Origin of the sequence: Bacillus sp. MUM 13 (genome assembly GCF_001866725.1) — a bacterium.
Classification (GTDB): domain Bacteria; phylum Bacillota; class Bacilli; order Bacillales; family DSM-1321; genus Peribacillus.
The window spans coordinates 1-15800 of the sequence record NZ_MLYQ01000134.1 but is presented as its reverse complement, the minus strand read 5'-3'; the positions used below and the strand labels follow the sequence as shown (position 1 = coordinate 15800).

The 15800-nt window shown below is 41.3% G+C and carries 15 protein-coding genes; 9 read left to right on the top strand and 6 right to left on the bottom strand.

Annotated elements, in window-relative coordinates:
• Positions 1 to 259: 259 nt before the first annotated feature.
• From BIV59_RS21605 to BIV59_RS21595, 3 genes are read right to left on the bottom strand one after another with little or no spacing between them, the layout of a single operon-like run.
• Positions 260 to 1006, bottom strand: coding sequence for an amino acid ABC transporter ATP-binding protein (locus BIV59_RS21605; RefSeq protein WP_071353524.1), 747 nt, complete (start codon positions 1004 to 1006; stop codon positions 260 to 262).
• Positions 1007 to 1020: 14 nt separating this feature from the next.
• Positions 1021 to 1704, bottom strand: a complete 684-nt coding sequence (locus tag BIV59_RS21600; RefSeq protein WP_071353523.1) for an amino acid ABC transporter permease — start codon at positions 1702 to 1704, stop codon at positions 1021 to 1023.
• Positions 1705 to 1719: 15 nt separating this feature from the next.
• Positions 1720 to 2517, bottom strand: a complete 798-nt coding sequence (locus tag BIV59_RS21595; protein ID WP_071353522.1) for an amino acid ABC transporter substrate-binding protein — start codon at positions 2515 to 2517, stop codon at positions 1720 to 1722.
• Positions 2518 to 3144: 627 nt separating this feature from the next.
• Between BIV59_RS21595 and queF the strand changes: the two genes are divergently transcribed.
• The 4 genes from queF (at position 3145) to BIV59_RS21575 (ending at position 8755) form a co-directional block, all read left to right on the top strand.
• Positions 3145 to 3642, top strand: coding sequence for a preQ(1) synthase (gene queF / locus BIV59_RS21590; protein ID WP_071353521.1), 498 nt, complete (start codon positions 3145 to 3147; stop codon positions 3640 to 3642).
• Positions 3643 to 4389: 747 nt separating this feature from the next.
• Positions 4390 to 5373 (top strand): BMP family lipoprotein, encoded by a 984-nt coding sequence (locus tag BIV59_RS21585; RefSeq protein ID WP_071353525.1) that lies wholly within the window; start codon positions 4390 to 4392, stop codon positions 5371 to 5373.
• Positions 5374 to 5395: 22 nt separating this feature from the next.
• Positions 5396 to 7045 (top strand): methyl-accepting chemotaxis protein, encoded by a 1650-nt coding sequence (locus BIV59_RS21580; protein ID WP_071353520.1) that lies wholly within the window; start codon positions 5396 to 5398, stop codon positions 7043 to 7045.
• Between the two features lie 363 nt (positions 7046 to 7408).
• The gene (locus tag BIV59_RS21575) at positions 7409 to 8755 is read left to right on the top strand and encodes an aspartate kinase (protein ID WP_071353519.1); all 1347 of its coding nucleotides are present in this window, start codon (positions 7409 to 7411) and stop codon (positions 8753 to 8755) included.
• A gap of 58 nt (positions 8756 to 8813) precedes the next feature.
• On the opposite strand, the gene BIV59_RS21570 is transcribed toward BIV59_RS21575, so the two are convergent.
• Together BIV59_RS21570 and BIV59_RS23860 are read right to left on the bottom strand one after the other, a co-directional pair.
• Positions 8814 to 9122 carry a hypothetical protein gene (locus BIV59_RS21570; RefSeq protein WP_139194437.1) on the bottom strand — a complete coding sequence of 103 codons (309 nt, stop codon included), beginning with the start codon at positions 9120 to 9122 and terminating at the stop codon, positions 8814 to 8816.
• A gap of 9 nt (positions 9123 to 9131) precedes the next feature.
• Positions 9132 to 9293, bottom strand: a complete 162-nt coding sequence (locus BIV59_RS23860) for a hypothetical protein (protein WP_170846221.1) — start codon at positions 9291 to 9293, stop codon at positions 9132 to 9134.
• Positions 9294 to 9467: 174 nt separating this feature from the next.
• Between BIV59_RS23860 and BIV59_RS21565 the strand changes: the two genes are divergently transcribed.
• The 5 genes from BIV59_RS21565 (at position 9468) to BIV59_RS21545 (ending at position 14828) form a co-directional block, all read left to right on the top strand.
• Entirely contained in the window at positions 9468 to 10661 is a 1194-nt protein-coding gene (locus tag BIV59_RS21565) for a sensor histidine kinase (RefSeq protein WP_071353517.1), read from the top strand.
• Positions 10658 to 11332 carry a response regulator gene (locus BIV59_RS21560; RefSeq protein WP_071353516.1) on the top strand — a complete coding sequence of 225 codons (675 nt, stop codon included), beginning with the start codon at positions 10658 to 10660 and terminating at the stop codon, positions 11330 to 11332. Before BIV59_RS21565 ends, BIV59_RS21560 begins: the two co-directional genes overlap by 4 nt.
• Positions 11333 to 11500: 168 nt before the next feature.
• A complete protein-coding gene (locus tag BIV59_RS21555) occupies positions 11501 to 12436 on the top strand; it encodes an ABC transporter ATP-binding protein (RefSeq protein WP_071353515.1) in 936 nt (311 codons plus the stop codon).
• 14 nt (positions 12437 to 12450) lie between these two features.
• Complete coding sequence (locus BIV59_RS21550) at positions 12451 to 13659, top strand: ABC transporter permease (RefSeq protein ID WP_071353514.1); 1209 nt, start codon at positions 12451 to 12453, stop codon at positions 13657 to 13659.
• 11 nt (positions 13660 to 13670) lie between these two features.
• Positions 13671 to 14828 (top strand): ABC transporter permease, encoded by a 1158-nt coding sequence (locus tag BIV59_RS21545; protein ID WP_071353513.1) that lies wholly within the window; start codon positions 13671 to 13673, stop codon positions 14826 to 14828.
• Positions 14829 to 14898: 70 nt separating this feature from the next.
• Here the strand turns inward: BIV59_RS21545 and BIV59_RS21540 are convergent, their stop codons facing one another.
• A complete protein-coding gene (locus tag BIV59_RS21540; protein WP_071353512.1) occupies positions 14899 to 15459 on the bottom strand; it encodes a nitroreductase family protein in 561 nt (186 codons plus the stop codon).
• Positions 15460 to 15800 lie beyond the last annotated feature (341 nt).

Here is a 15800-nt window from a genome sequence, read left to right as displayed (position 1 = left end):
CAATCAACCCGGTTTAACAATGGGATCGCTTCACAGAACATCATATTATTTTTAAAATGCCTTAAATAAAAACATGAAGCAGCCTTTTTTTGTCGAGGCATACTTTGGATCAAGTGGGTTGATTTCCGTTCCAGGATGCTCGCTTTCCGCTAATCTAATCAGGAGTCTTTATGCTCCAAACAACCTCATTAATGAGGAGACCATCTGACAGAAAACAGTAAAAAACACGAAACTAAAAATGTTTCGTGTTTTTTACCGTTTACCGTGCATTTACTTTATTCAGGAATTGAAGGGTGCGTTTATTGCGGGTGTTGACAAGTACTTCTTCAGGAGTACCTTTTTCCGCTATTACCCCTTGATCCATGAAGACTACCGTATCAGCGACATCGTTTGCAAATTGCATTTCGTGTGTCACGACAACCATAGTCATGCCTTCTTCAGCAAGGTTTTTCATAACCTTAAGAACTTCACCGACAAGTTCTGGATCCAGGGCGGAGGTAGGTTCATCAAACAATAGCACCTCTGGGTCCATAGCCATGGCGCGTGCTATGGAAATCCTCTGCTGCTGGCCGCCGGAAAGCTGATGCGGATACATATCCGCACGATCAGCGAGGCCAACCTTATCCAGAAGATCCATCGCCTTTTTACGGGCCTCCTGTTTGGAACGCTTCAGGACAATTACTTGGCCCTCCATAATATTCTCGACTGCAGTAAGGTGCGGGAAGAGATTGTAGTTCTGGAATACCATTCCCGTTTGCTGCCGGAAAGCGACAACTTCTTTTTTATTGGTTTTTGATCCGTCATTAAAAGACATATTTTTGTTTCCCAGCACAATCGATCCTTCGTCTGGTATCTCAAGAAGGTTTAAACAGCGGAGAAGCGTTGTCTTTCCTGAACCGGAGGGGCCGATGATAACGGCTGTTTTGCCTTTTTCAATTGAAAGGTCAATGCCTTTTAAAACTTCCAGATCATTAAATCTTTTTTTTAGGCCATCTAAGATAATCATTTGCTGTTCCTCCATTATTTAGCCACACTTCGCTCAAAGCGGATTTCGAGTTTAGTCTGCAAATAAGAAAGCACGGTGCTGAATATAAGGTAGATAAAAGCTACTTCAATATAAAGCCATAAAGGCTCATAGGTTACAGCGGCAATTTGCTGCCCTTTTTGAAATAATTCTGTAACTGTGATTGTTGCAGCAAGTGATGTATCCTTCACAAGGCTGATAAATGAATTCCCAAGAGGAGGGATGGAAACCCGGACAGCTTGAGGAAGAATAATTCTTCTCATAGCCTGTCCCCTTGTCATTCCGATAGAATAGGCAGCCTCCCATTGGCCTTTTGGAATGGAGAGGATGGCAGCTCGTATAATTTCAGAGCTATATGCGCCCTTATTTAAAGTAAATACAATAATTGCGGCCGGAAGCGGGTCTAAGGTTATATTCACACTGGGCAAACCATAGAAAATGATGAATAGCTGGACAAGCAGGGGTGTTCCCCTGAAAATCCATACATAAAACTTAATCAGTCCCACGAGGGGCTTTATCCCTGATATGCGGGCAACTGCTGCAAAAAATGCCAGCAGGAGTCCGAGAATAAAGGTAATCAGCGTAAGCGGTATCGTATAATAAATTCCCGCTTTTAGGATAGGAAAAAAGGAATCGCTCAGGATTCCTAATATTCGGGTGACTCGTTCATCAGCAAACATATCTATTCAATTCCTTTACTTCGATACGTCCGTTCCAAACCATTTTTTAGAGATTTTTAAGTACGTACCGTCTTTTTTCATATCTGCCAAGGCTTTATTGATCTCAGTTACAAGCTTGCCGCTGTCTTTACGGAAAAGGAAAGCATTGCTTGTTGCATTTTTTTCTTCATATACCTTCTTGATCGGCAATTCAGGGCGCTGATGGATTAAATCAAGGTATGAAAGGCTGTCATTAAGTGTTGCATCAACCCTTTTGGAAGTAATAAGGTCAATGGACTGATTGAAGCCATCTACTACTGTGTTTGTTGCTCCGTGCTGTTCAGCAATTTTGCGGTAGTTGCTGTCTAAAGACTGTGCAACTTTCTTACCTTTTAAATCATCAAGTGTTTTAATGTCTTTGTTGTTCTTATTAACGATCAGGACAGCTTTAGACACAATGTATGGATTTGACATGTCATATTTCTTTAAACGGTCATCACGCACAGCGACTTCATTGGCTACCATGTCATAGCGTTTTGAATCAAGTCCGGCAATCATGCCGTCCCATTTTGTTTCAATAAACTTCGGCTTGATATTCAGGCGTTTGAAAACTTCCTGAGCAATTTCAACGTCAAATCCAGTTAATTTACCGGATTTGTCATGAAAAGTAAAGGGTGCATAAGTTCCTTCTGTACCAATTGTTACTTCGCCTTTTTTCTTTACTTGATCATAGAGACTGTTTGATGCTGAGTTGTTTTTATCCTTGCTTGTGCCGCAGGCTGATAAAGCCACGACAAGAATCAATGCAAGAAAAGACCATGCTGCTTTCTTCATATCTTAACCCCCACTATTTTTATCGGTATTATTTAAAAACTTAATCAGAATACTTGAAAATAATTTGCTTGTCAACGAATTAAGCACTCCTTATTATCTCTCTTTAACCCAAATATTATTTTTAAAATACAGATACCCTTAGAGAAGGAAATAAAAACTGATTTAGTAAAAGGTTTCATAAATCGAGCTGGTTGAAAAAATATCAATGGAGCTTTACCAGAGACCTCAATAAGGGAGTTGGGAAAATGAGATTGACAAACCCTGCTTTTTTACATATAGTAACAAAGAAAAAATACATATTCCGTGAAGCGGGAGAGGTTCATAGCGGCAACCCTCTATAAAAAACTATGGCTTGATCCTATACCAATCAACCATATCACTTAAGCGATATGGTTTTTCTTTTTTTAGGCTTTGTTTAAGCAATTGGTGATTTCTGCATTTTGTTGATTGAAGCAGATTTGGGCTTGAATGCTGGGAGAGTAACATTAAGACCTGGCAGACGTTTGGAGAATCCCCCGGGCTCTTTTAGTCTGGAGCCGGAAATCAGCACAAGTTTAACAAAGCTTTTTTATATGCTTCCGGTTAGAGTACGCTCTCTAGTGAAACGGGATATTAGGAGGAATTAACATGTCTGGCAGAAAGACAGAAGAACTAACGGATATTACACTGCTTGGGAACCAGGGAACAAAATATTTATTTGATTATTCACCGGAGATTCTGGAAAGCTTTGATAATAAGCATCCAAACCGGGACTATTTTGTGAAATTTAATTGCCCGGAATTTACCAGCCTTTGCCCGATAACGGGACAGCCAGATTTTGCCACTATCTATATCAGCTATATACCTGGAGAAAAAATGGTCGAAAGCAAATCCTTGAAGCTTTATCTGTTCAGTTTCCGTAATCACGGCGACTTTCATGAAGATTGCATGAATATTATCATGAATGATCTTATTGAATTAATGGATCCAAGGTATATTGAAGTATGGGGCAAATTTACGCCAAGAGGCGGTATTTCCATTGATCCATATACGAACTACGGAAAGCCCGGAACTAAATTTGAAGAAATGGCGAATTACAGGTTAATGAACCACGACTTGTATCCGGAAAAAGTCGACAACCGCTAATTAAATAATGACCGAGGATGTATTTAGGGGAAAAACTTGGACCGCGTGATCGACCTAAAGAAAAAAGCTGTGCTTATTCTATATTTAGAAAAAGTACAGCTTTTTTATGTTTTCAATTCTCCTTTTTCCCTATCTTAACTCATCGTCCCTATTGTAAGGACAGACCCTTAAATAATTCATTCATTGTTCAAAACAAAAAAAGGATAATTTTACTTCCTTTGATAATTAAGAAATTTGCCATCGTTGAGTTTGATACATTCATTTTTAAGCACGAGGTTGATTGGAGCGCAAGGTGCAAGACTCCTGCGGGATCAGCGGCAGGCCGCTGAAAAAGTCAGGAATTTTAAAAGTGAAAAATGATGTACAAAAAACGAAGCTCTAAAATCGCTTCTAAGCGACGATAAGAGAGTAAGGAATCATTTTTGACCCCCTAAAAACTCATCTTTTTTCCAAAGCATATAGTTTTTCAGTGGCCTGATCAGCGGGATAGGTGAGACCCCGCAGATGCTAGCGTTGAGGCTCAGCGCACGCCCCGCGGAAAGCGAAGCATCCTGGAGAGGAAATCAACAGGGCCGTTTAACACCAGCTAAACCTTTAAACCTTTTCGGGCGCTCCAATTTATCCATTCTCATATTCCCTCCTTAATTAATTGTATATTGTGATAATAAATAAAACTATAAACATTTATCCTGAAATGGCCGTTATATAGTATGAATTTCAAAATAATAAGCAGGGATGGATTTTGTAATGAAAAAAGTTCTGATGTTGTCAATCATACTGGTCTTGCTGGTTAGTGCAGCGGGTTGTTCTAATCAAGATAAAACAGCAAGTGCCTCTAAGCATAGAATTAAAATTGGCATCATGCTGTCGGATGCAGGCCTTGGAGATCAATCCTTTTCGGATGCAGGCTTTGAAGGTCTTGAAAAAGCGAGGGACAATCTTGGAGTGAAGTTTGATTACCGGGAAATCGGAGAAACGAAAACCTACGAAAAAGGGCTGGAGCAATTGGTGAAAGGAGGAAATGATCTAGTCATAGGACTTGGATTTTCCATGCAGGAAGCCATGGACAAAGTGGCAAAAAAATATCCTCATACGGATTTTCTGATTGTGGATTCTGAATCAAAGCTTCCTAATGTCTCCTCCGTAACTTTTAAAGAAGAAGAAGGTTCATATTTAATCGGTGCCATTGCTGGCATGAAGACGAAGACCAATACATTAGGTTTTGTAGGAGGGATGGATGTTCCCCTGATCCGGAAATTTGAAAAAGGATTCATTGAAGGGGCAAGATCCGTTAATCCAAAAGCAAAAGTTATTTCCCGGTTTGCGGGCAGCTTCGGCGATGACCAGGCAGGGGCTAAGATAGCTGAAGATTTGATAAAAAAGAAAGCGGATTATCTGTATCAGGCAGCAGGATTTACAGGAGTAGGCGTAATTCTTGAGGCTCAGAAGGCCGGTGTTTATTCATTTGGAGTAGACAGCGATCAATATTTTGTGGCAGAAAAATCAGTCGTGTCATCGATGCTTAAGCGAGTGGATGTAGCAGTCTATAACGCGGTGAAGGAATATGCGGAACACGGAAAAATCAAACAAAAAAACAGCAAATTAGGAATCAAAGAAAACGGCGTTGGAATTGCGCCAATTACGGTTATTAAGCTTTCACCAGCGGAAGAGGAAACATTGGATCGCTTACGCAGCAATATTTCCGCCGGATCCATAAGTATACTACCTTAAGAATTGAATGGAGTAATCACAAATGAAGCTTAAACAAAAAATTTTATTAATGTCACTTTTTCCTTTGTTTTTGTCTGCCATTATCATAGGATACAATATTTTGGGACTTAAAGCCCTAAAGTCCTCGACTGAAAGTACGGTAGCATTATTGATGAATGTCGAAGAGCTGAATAGCTCTGCAAAAAGCATGGAAAAATCATTGAGTGCTTATTCTCTTAATATTTCTGACAGCAATGCAAATGATATTTCAAAGGATATCATGGCATCAAAGGCTGCGTTTAAAACCTTAAAGGGAAAAGTTAATGACAAGGAGGAGAAGGTTTCTGTCAGCAGGATATCCTTAAAGCTAGAGGAAATCAGTGAAACCTCGCTTAAATCTCTCTCAGCAAAAAATCAGGCTGAAATTAAGCGGCAGTCATTAAGAACCAAGGGAATGATGAATGATATTTATGAACTGAAATACTCGATTAATCAGCAGTATGAGCAAATGCAGCAGAACCTGAAAAATCAAATTCAGGGGATTGTGACCTTTTCTTTAATTGCCTTAGTTATCCTTTTGGCAGGAAGTGTGGTTTCATCCATTATCTTTACCCGGAGGATCACCGGGCCAATTAATAAAATTGCCCAAAATGCAAGAGAAATTGCGGAAGGAAATCTGAATGTGCAGACGATAAAAGTTCGGACGAAGGATGAAGTAGCCCAACTAAATAAAGCATTTAGCCAAATGACAGAAAACCTGAGAAGGGTCATTGAAAGGGTCGGCAATAGTTCTGGCCAGCTGGCTGCATCGGCGGAAGAGCTGATGGCGAGTGCTGATGAAACAATGAAAGGAACAGAACAAATTACATCTTCCATTCAGCAGGTATCTGCGGGAGCGGAACAGCAGACGAAAATGAGTGTGGAGTCAGTACAATCTGTTGAACAAACAACAAATGCGGTAAAACAGATATCAGACAATGCTGCTGCTGTCCTGCAGCTTACCATTTCAGCCAATGATAAGACAAAGCAGGGATCCGGGTTTGTTAATGAAACAGTTTCTCAAATGAAGTCTATCCATGAATCTGTAGAGCAGACAGATACTGCATTAAATGAGCTGCATACCCGTTCTGATGAAATAAGCACGATATTAAATCTGATCACGGCTATAGCAGATCAAACGAACCTTCTTGCGCTCAATGCAGCTATCGAGGCTGCGCGGGCGGGTGAAGCAGGAAAAGGATTTGCTGTAGTGGCAGATGAAGTAAGGAAACTTGCTGAACAGACAAGCCAATCAGTTTCACAGATATCCGGCATCACTCAGGATATTCAAAAGGAAACAGTTAAAACGGTACAATCAGTTGGATTTGTAAAAGAAAAGGTACAATCCGGGCTGGATATCGCCAATCGGACAGAAATGATTTTCAGCGATATCCTTGCTGCCATTCTTGAGATGGGTATGCAAATTAAAGGAATTACTGAGGTTTCCCAGGGAATTAATCAGGAAGTCGGACAGATATACGGCCATGTGCATGAAATGCTGAATGTTGCTTCCAATACATCAGGAAGTGCCGTTGATGTAGCTTCAGCATCAGAGGAACAGCTTGCTTCCATGGAGGAAGTAAATGCTGCAGCTGTATCTTTGTCCAGCTTGGCTGAAGAGCTTCAGAGCTCCATATCCTCTTTTAAATTATAAAGTTCTATTCAGATTTCAAATTGCTAGTCCATGCTGGAGGATTCTAGTCCGCCAGAGAGTGATGGCAGCTGCAAATTTATAAGACAAAGCCCGCACATGCCATACTGCGGGCTTTGTTATACTATTTGGCTCTTTTCGGATTGTTGTTTTTTTAATTTGTTATGTGACGCGCTCCCTTTGTCAAGTCAGCCACCTTGTTTCATAGCAAAAAATTTCACAAAAACAGTCTGCTATTTTAATTATTCTGTTCTCTCTGTATAAACGTTTGTGTGTATGAGAAAGAATTTCCTTGAAATTTTATTGTGTTAGAGTGATAATGAAAAATAAAATTCACAGACTATTACAAAAATAGGAGTTGTTTCAATGAAGGTTGTAAAGTTTGGAGGTTCATCTCTTTCTACATCTGCACAAATCAAGAAGGTTTATCACATTGTAGTTTCCGATCCTGAGAGAAAAGCAGTAGTGGTATCGGCACCGGGCAAGAGATTTGAAGAAGATGTGAAAGTCACAGATTTATTAATAGAGTGCGGGGAGTGTGCGTTAAACAACAGGGAATATGATGATATTGCTGCCGCAGTCATTTTAAGGTACCAACAAATAGCGGAAGAGCTTCAGCTTTCCAGCAGCGTTGGGGAAGAAATCAGCCAAAACATACTTGGCCTTTTAAAGGGAAATAGAAACAATCCCGGCAAATACCTGGATCGCATTAAAGCAAGCGGAGAGGATAACCATGCCAGGCTTATTGCGGCCTATTTTCAGTCAAAGGGGCATAATGCCAGCTATATGAACCCAAGGACCGCAGGACTGATTGTCAGCAATGAACCAGGAAACGCACAGGTTCTGCCGCAATCCTACGAACGTCTTTTAAAGCTCCGCGAGCATGAGGGCATTATTATTTTCCCTGGATTTTTTGGCTATAACACAGAAGGAGAAGTAATGACGTTTTCAAGAAGCGGATCGGATATTACCGGTGCTATCCTTGCGAATGGCATGGGTGCTGATATATATGAAAATTTTACAGATGTTGATGCTGTTTATGCTGTGAATCCCAGTATAATCACTCATCCCAAGGAAATCAGGGAGCTGACATACAGGGAAATGAGGGAGCTGTCATATGCCGGATTTTCAGTATTCCACGATGAAGCATTAGTTCCGGCGTTCCGTGCAGCTATTCCTGTCCATATCAGGAATACGAATAATCCCGAGGCTGAGGGAACACTCGTGGTAAGTTCGCGTGATAATAAAAATGGCCCAGTTATCGGCATTGCCAGCGACAATGGTTTTTGCAGGATTTATATCAGTAAATACCTAATGAACAGGGAAATCGGATTTGGCAGGAAGCTCCTGCAAATACTTGAGAAACATGGAATTTCGTATGAACATATACCCTCAGGCATTGATGATGTGACGCTTATTCTGAGGCAGGAACAGATTGGCAGAAACGAAGAAGATATGATTATCAGCGAAATCAAAAACGAACTAAGGGCAGATGAAGTAATGATTGAACGTGATCTTGCTTTGGTCATGATTGTCGGGGAAGGAATGAGGCAGAATGTTGGTACAGCTGCCAGGGCATCTCAAGCTTTAGCTGATGCTTCCGTAAATATTGAGATGATAAACCAGGGCTCTTCTGAAGTGAGCATGATGTTCGGGGTGCATGAAAATGATGAAAAAAAGGCGGTTGGCGCCCTTTATCGGGCATTTTTTTGAGGGAGGTTTTTAATTATGCTAATATACCTTTGCTCAGGATTATTGGCATGATTAAAACCTATATGTGCATTTGATCTAAACCCATGATGACAAACACAGCAACTAAATGAACCGCCGCGATTATAGCAAAATGATATCCTTCTAACCCGTCAATCATCTGAAAAACTATGGGAAACAAAATAGTTATCGAACCAAACAGCATGACAACTGTCCCTATGCGCCCAGCTAGTTTCTTTTCATTATTAGGAACGAAAACTTTATTGTTACCTGCAATAAACGATGTTTTTCCCCTCTTGCGCAGTGAATATCCTGCTATAAATATTAAAATACCTGCAGCCATTATAGCCAGGGAAGCTATGAGCATCATTTCCCCTCCTCACTTTTTTAAAGGCTGTTGTCGTAAATCATGCTGAAATAAAACGAGGCGGCTGATTTCGGCTTCAGGATGCTTGTTTTTATCAGCCGCCTCCGGGGTCAATCCCGCAGGATTCTCGGCACCCTGCCCTCCAATCAACCCTTCTAACAATGAAATTGCCACACAGAACTCATTAAAAACATCAATTTTTAAGAAAAGAGCTTAATTTTATTGTGATTTTCAGAAAATCTTTTACATTAAGCTTTTTATCCTCTTATATGAAAATGAAGAAAAATTTTCCTTTATTTTTCTTTTGCAATTCGTCATCATAAAGATAAAAGATTGGAGGCCATAACTTTGCTGCTGCATCTTCGGGTAGTCATGTTTATTTTGTTTTGCTGGTTTTATTATGATAATACTCCCCCGGGCCACCCCTGGTCAAAGGTGTTTGTTGTGCTGGTGCTCTCTGGACTGTTAATCAGCCATTTCTCTATGTTCTGGATTAACGGAAGGAAAATCCGTCTGGCGAATATATATTTGGACAGCGGGTTATGCTTTGCCCTTGGGTTTGTTTACCTGAATTCTTCTGCATACCTCATTCTTCTGGGCATAATTGCAATGACACTGTTCATGTCTATTTCCGACGTCAGGATTTTAAAAATTTACAGCTTCCTATTTCTTTTATTTCTGCTGGGTGAATTTCTGGCGAGGTTCATTGTTTATGGATCTTTTGATTTTTTAGGCGATTTATTAAATGTTTCATTTGTTGCGTTCGGAGCAATCGGCGGTAACCTTGTCAGGAAATTGTATGATGCAAGCGACACGCTGAATGAGCAGTATAAAAAACTGGATGAATCACATCGTGCTCTATCAGAAGCCCACTTTCAGCTGAAACAATATTCTGATCAGGTGGAGGAGCTCAGTACTGCAAGGGAGAGGAATAGGGTTGCACGGGAAATCCATGATACTGTCGGACATAAAATGACAGCGCTGCTTGTTCAGTTGGAGCTCGCACGGGAGTTTCTTGCACGTGATGTGAAAAAATCAGAAGATATTCTGGCGATTTGCGATCAGCTTGCCAGAACATCGCTTGAGGAGGTCCGTTATTCTGTCAAAACATTAAGAAGTGATGATAAAGGAGAACAGAGCCTGATTATGGCAGTCCGCACCATACTTGAAGATTTCCATCAAGCAGCAGGCGTGAAAAGCGAGCTTGAGCTGAAAGGAGATCCTTCGACAATCCCTGATTCAATGAGGCCGACAATCATCAGGGTCATACAGGAGTCACTGACGAATGCTAAACGCCACGGTGCTGCTTCAAAAAGCCATGTACTTATTGAGTGCAGAGAAAGTGAAGTGAAATTAATGATTTGTGACAACGGAATTGGTACAGCTAAGATAATGCCGGGGTTCGGTCTTGTAAACATGAAGGAGCGAATTGAAGAGCATGCTGGCACAATCCTTTTTGAAAGCCTGGCTGGCGGGGGCTTTCAGACGGAAGTGACATTTCCGCTTTTGCAAAAAAAATGGATGATAGGTGGAAGCGCATGATAAAAGTAATGGTTGTGGATGATCAGCCTCTGATCAGGGACGGATTGGCCACTCTCTTGGATTTGAGGCCAGAGCTCCAAGTAGCGGGGACAGCGGGGAATGGGCAGGAAGCTTACGAAAAAGCATTGGAGCTCAAGCCGGATATCGTGTTGATGGATATAAGAATGCCTGTCAAAAATGGTGTGGAAGGAACAAAAATGATTACTTCGAATATTCCTTCTGTTAAAACACTGATGCTGACAACCTTCAGTGACAGCGAACTGATATTCGAGGCACTTTCTGAAGGAGCCAGCGGCTATTTATTAAAGGATATGCCGACAGATACAATTGTGCAGGCTATCATTACTGTGCATTCAGGGGGCATTGTACTTCCTCCGGATGTGACCGGGCAGATGGTGCAGGAATTAAAGAAATCAAGAGGGACTGAAGATTCCGGCAGGCCTGCCGAAGCTCCTGAAAGCTTGCATGACTTAACGGAACGCGAGCATGATGTTCTCCGGCAGCTGGGATATGGACACAGCAATAAAGAAATAGCCGGAATTCTATTTATCACTGAGGGCACAGTGAAGAACCATGTATCAAATATTATCAGCAAGCTTTCACTGAGAGACCGCACACAGGCTGCAATCTTTGCAGTAAGATACGGCATAGCCACTTTCCCTGAATCCTGAGCATGGATTGTGCATATGACTTTTGGCATATAGAAAAGCATGGAGACCTGCAATCGGGTCTTTTTTTTTATGACTGTAAATCTATCTCTGGAGAGATGGTAAAAAGTCACTTTCGCAATAAGATGTTAGTAAGAAGACTAAAGAAAACCAAAAGGAGCGGATGAACCGATGCTGGTCGTTCAGGATATAAAAAAGTCATTTTCTCATAAAGAGGTAGTCAAAGGTGTTTCTTTTACAGTGGCAAAAGGAGAAGCTTTTGGTCTGTTAGGGCCAAATGGTGCAGGCAAGTCAACCACCATCAGCATGATTTGCGGCTTGCTTCCATATGACTCAGGTGAAGTGACGGTAGGAACTGCATCTGTTAAAAAAAATCCTATGCAGGTGAAAAAGAAAATTGGCATCGTTCCCCAGGAAATTGCTCTATATCCCACTATGTCGGCAAAAGAAAACCTGCTGTTCTGGGGGAGAATGTATGGATTAACAGGAAGAATGGCAAAAAAAAGGGCAACTGAAGTATTGGAATATGTGGGTCTAAGCGATCGGGCTAAAGATAAAATTGAAACATTTTCCGGGGGAATGAAGCGGAGAATCAATATCGGGGCTGCGCTGATGCATGAACCGGAGCTGCTCATCATGGATGAACCTACTGTAGGCATTGACCCTCAATCAAGGAATCATATCTTGGAAACAGTGAAAATGCTGAATGAATCCGGAATGACAATTATATACACATCCCATTACATGGAGGAAGTAGAGTATTTATGCCAGAGAATCGGAATTGTTGATCAAGGAAAGATGATTGCGATAGGTGATAAAAACGATTTATGCAGCCGTCTTGCAGGAGGAACGGTCATTACTGTATCTGTCAGTACTTTTCAGAATGAATTGATTGAAAAAATAAATAGCCTGCCTGATACAGAAAAGGTCACTGCGGATCACGATACTTATTCATTGGATATTATTGTGAAGGATCACAAGCGGGCAGCTGCTGGGATTTTGTCATGCTGTATGGAGTCAGGCGCAGAGGTATTATCATTCGAAAGAAAAGATCCTAATTTAGAAAGCCTGTTTCTTCAATTAACGGGGCGCTCATTGCGCGATTAAGGGAGGTTTTAATCATGAAAATTATTGCCATAGCGTGGAAGGACTTCAAGATACGGATTACGGACCGCAGAGGGTTTCTGATGATGCTGATTATGCCGCTTGTTTTGACTGCCATTCTTGGCACAGCATTAAAGTCCGTCATGGCAGGAGATGACGGAATCCAGGATACAACAATTGGCTTTTACGCAGCTGACGGTGATCCGCTTTCAAAGTCGTTTAAAGATGAAGTGCTGAAGAAACTTGATTTTATAAACATTCAATCAGCAGATAGTGAGAGCAGTCTGGAAAGCCTGCTGAAATCAAAAAAAATCGATGCAGGCATAGCAATTCCTGCCAATTGGAGTTCAGGTTTAAATGAAGGAGAACTGAAAAAGGTGAAAATATTCAGCGATCCTGATAAAAAAATCCGGTCTCAAGTAGCGGAGTCCTTGCTTACATCATTCACCGAGCGTGTTAAAACAACGTCTCTTGCGTCTAAGGCTGTTATGGGGGACTTAGCGGCCGCGAAACAGGTTTCTTCCAATCAGCCCGATTTGAAGAGCGCTGCAAAAGATGTAAGAAGTGAAATAATGAAGGCCGGAGAACAGGAGCCGCAAATAGCCGAGGGATCCATCGGCAAAAAAATGGTCGATTCTAAGCAATATTATGCCGCTGCTATGTGTGCCATGTTTCTTCTTTATAATATCACAATCGGAGCCAAATCTTTATTGAAGGAAAAAACGACCGAAACTCTTTCGAGGCTGCTGATATCGCCAACTAGGGGGATTTCAGTCCTGGTAGGGAAATTTCTTGGCACATGGCTATTTTCATTTATCCAGTTTACGTTATTTTTCCTGGTGACTTCCCTTTTCTTACATGTGAATTGGGGAGGCAATAATCTGCAGGTAATATCTATTGGATTATTTTACTCGTTCGCTGTATCTGGTTTATCCATGATTATAGCAGCCTTCATATCTGACATAAAAACAGCAGATTTAATCGGAAGTGTCGGACTTCAGATTATGGCGATATTGGGAGGCTCCATGCTGCCGATTTATGCCTTTCCTGATGCTCTTCAGGCTATATCAGCATTTACTCCTAATCATTGGGCGATTACAGGTTTCTTGGATGTGATGTCTGGAACAGACTGGAATGGCTTATATGCTGGATTTGGAATATTGGCAGGAATTGGGATATTATCGCTGCTTGCAGGAACCTGGAAGCTTGGAAGAAAGATTGGATAGGGGGATTGGACATGAGAAAAGCCTGGAATATATGCAGTGCTGAAATCGGATTAATATTAAAAAAACGAAGAAGCTATTTGACGATGTTTGCCATGCCTTTATTATTCACGCTTCTTTTTGGAAACATCCTTGGCGGTGACGGGGGAAGCCAGAAGCTGAAAATATTGCTGGTGGACCAGGACGGAACATTTCTTTCTAAGGAGTTAAGCAGGGAGATGGGGAAAGACAATCAATATTTCACACCGGAGAAGTCAACTTCAGCACAAGCGAAGAAAATGCTGGAAAACAAAAAAGCGGAGGGCATGATTAAAATACCAAAGGGTTTTGAAGGAAAGCTGAAGGCAGAACAAGACCCTGCCATCTCTTTCCGCAAAATTCCGGAATTCACATCCAGTGGAACGGTGACCGGAAGCTTATCCGCCGCTTTAACAAGAATGAAAATGAATCTTGCCGCATCAAATGCCTGGAGCAAGTACAGCGGCGGAAACGTAAGGGAAATGTATGGAAAGCTGGCAAACGAAACTAAGAATCATTCACAAAAAATAGAAAGAATTACGGTTTATGATCATCAAAAAGACAATCAGCCTTCAAAAATATCTGCCAGTGCTTCAGGGATGTCCATCATGTTTGTCATGATTGTCATGATGAGTGTGACAGGAACTATTTTAGAAGCCCGTAATAATGGTGTCTGGCATCGCTTGCTCATTGCGCCTGCTAAAAGGGCTTCCATAGCCAGCGGATATTTGCTTTCCTTCTTTATCATAGGGTGGATTCAGTTCGGGACACTTATGGTGCTCACCCATTATCTGTTTGATGTGAATTGGGGCAATCCTCTTGTGCTTTTCATTCACGTATCGGCAATGCTTTTGGCCATTGTCGGCCTGGGATTGATTATAGCGGGAACAGCAAGGACGGCTGAACAGCAATCAGCGTTTGGTAATCTTCTCGTCATTTCAACCTGCATGATCAGCGGAGTTTACTGGCCACTTGAAATTGAACCGCCCTTTATGCAGAAAATTGCAGAATTCCTGCCGCAGACATGGGCGATGCGGGGCTTTAATGAAATTTCCCTGAATGCGTCTATCTTGGATAACATGCATAATGTTGAGGTCCTGCTTTTATTTGCTGCGGTCTTTCTGGTGATTGGCATAAGGAAAATCAGAATATAACTTGAAGACAGCTGGCCTTACAGCTGTCTTCTCTATTTTTTTGCCTCATCATTCAGAAGACTCTTTACGTTCAGGACAGTATAGACAGAAGCTCTTCAAGCGGTTTTCTTTCACGGGGGGAAGGGATTTTTTCGGGATATCCGATGTGCAGGGATCCAACAATTCTTTCTCCGGGAGCAACACCGGCTGCATTCCGGAATTCATGGCTGTGGATCATTCCATAAGTTTCCCAGATCATGCCAATGCCTTGTTCCCAGGCAAGCAAGCTAAAGTTATGAATGAGGCAGCTTGTAGCTGCGTAATCTTCTTCTCTCATACTAATATTTGGATCTTCCTTCATCACTACAATTAAAAACATGGGAACATTTTTTAATTTATCGTATGCCCGCTGTCCCGCTTCGGTTTTCTTCTCAGGATCTCGTTCTTTAGCTGCATTGAAGGCTCTGCTTGCTTCTGCAAGCTTTTTTTTGCTTTCGCCCTGTACCAATATAAACCTCCATGGCTGGGTCATCTTATGATTAGGCACCCATACTGCAGTCCGGAGCAGTTCTTGGATTAAATCGGCTGAAACAGGCTGATCTTTAAATACTTTAATGCTCCGGCGATCTTTTATGATTTTTTTAAGTTCCATGTTCATTTCTCCTTTATAAATGCAGGCAAATAATATAAATATGCAGATTTGCAGCCTCGCATCTTTCGTTAATCAGCAAACTAATTGAAAATCATTATCATTTAATTATTCCCATGTTCATTTAACAATGTCAAGTCAATGGTTTAAAAATATGATCAATGAAAAAATAAATTCTGATTATTTGAAATCCTGTTCAAACATTGTATGATATGGAGAAGGAAACGCGGAGAATTCGAGATATTAGTTTGACTAAATAATAATAAGGTATTTTTAAAAGGCTGTTTTCTTAAGCATTGTTGCTACCTGAACAAGGGGTTGATCTCCGCTTCAGGATGCTCGCT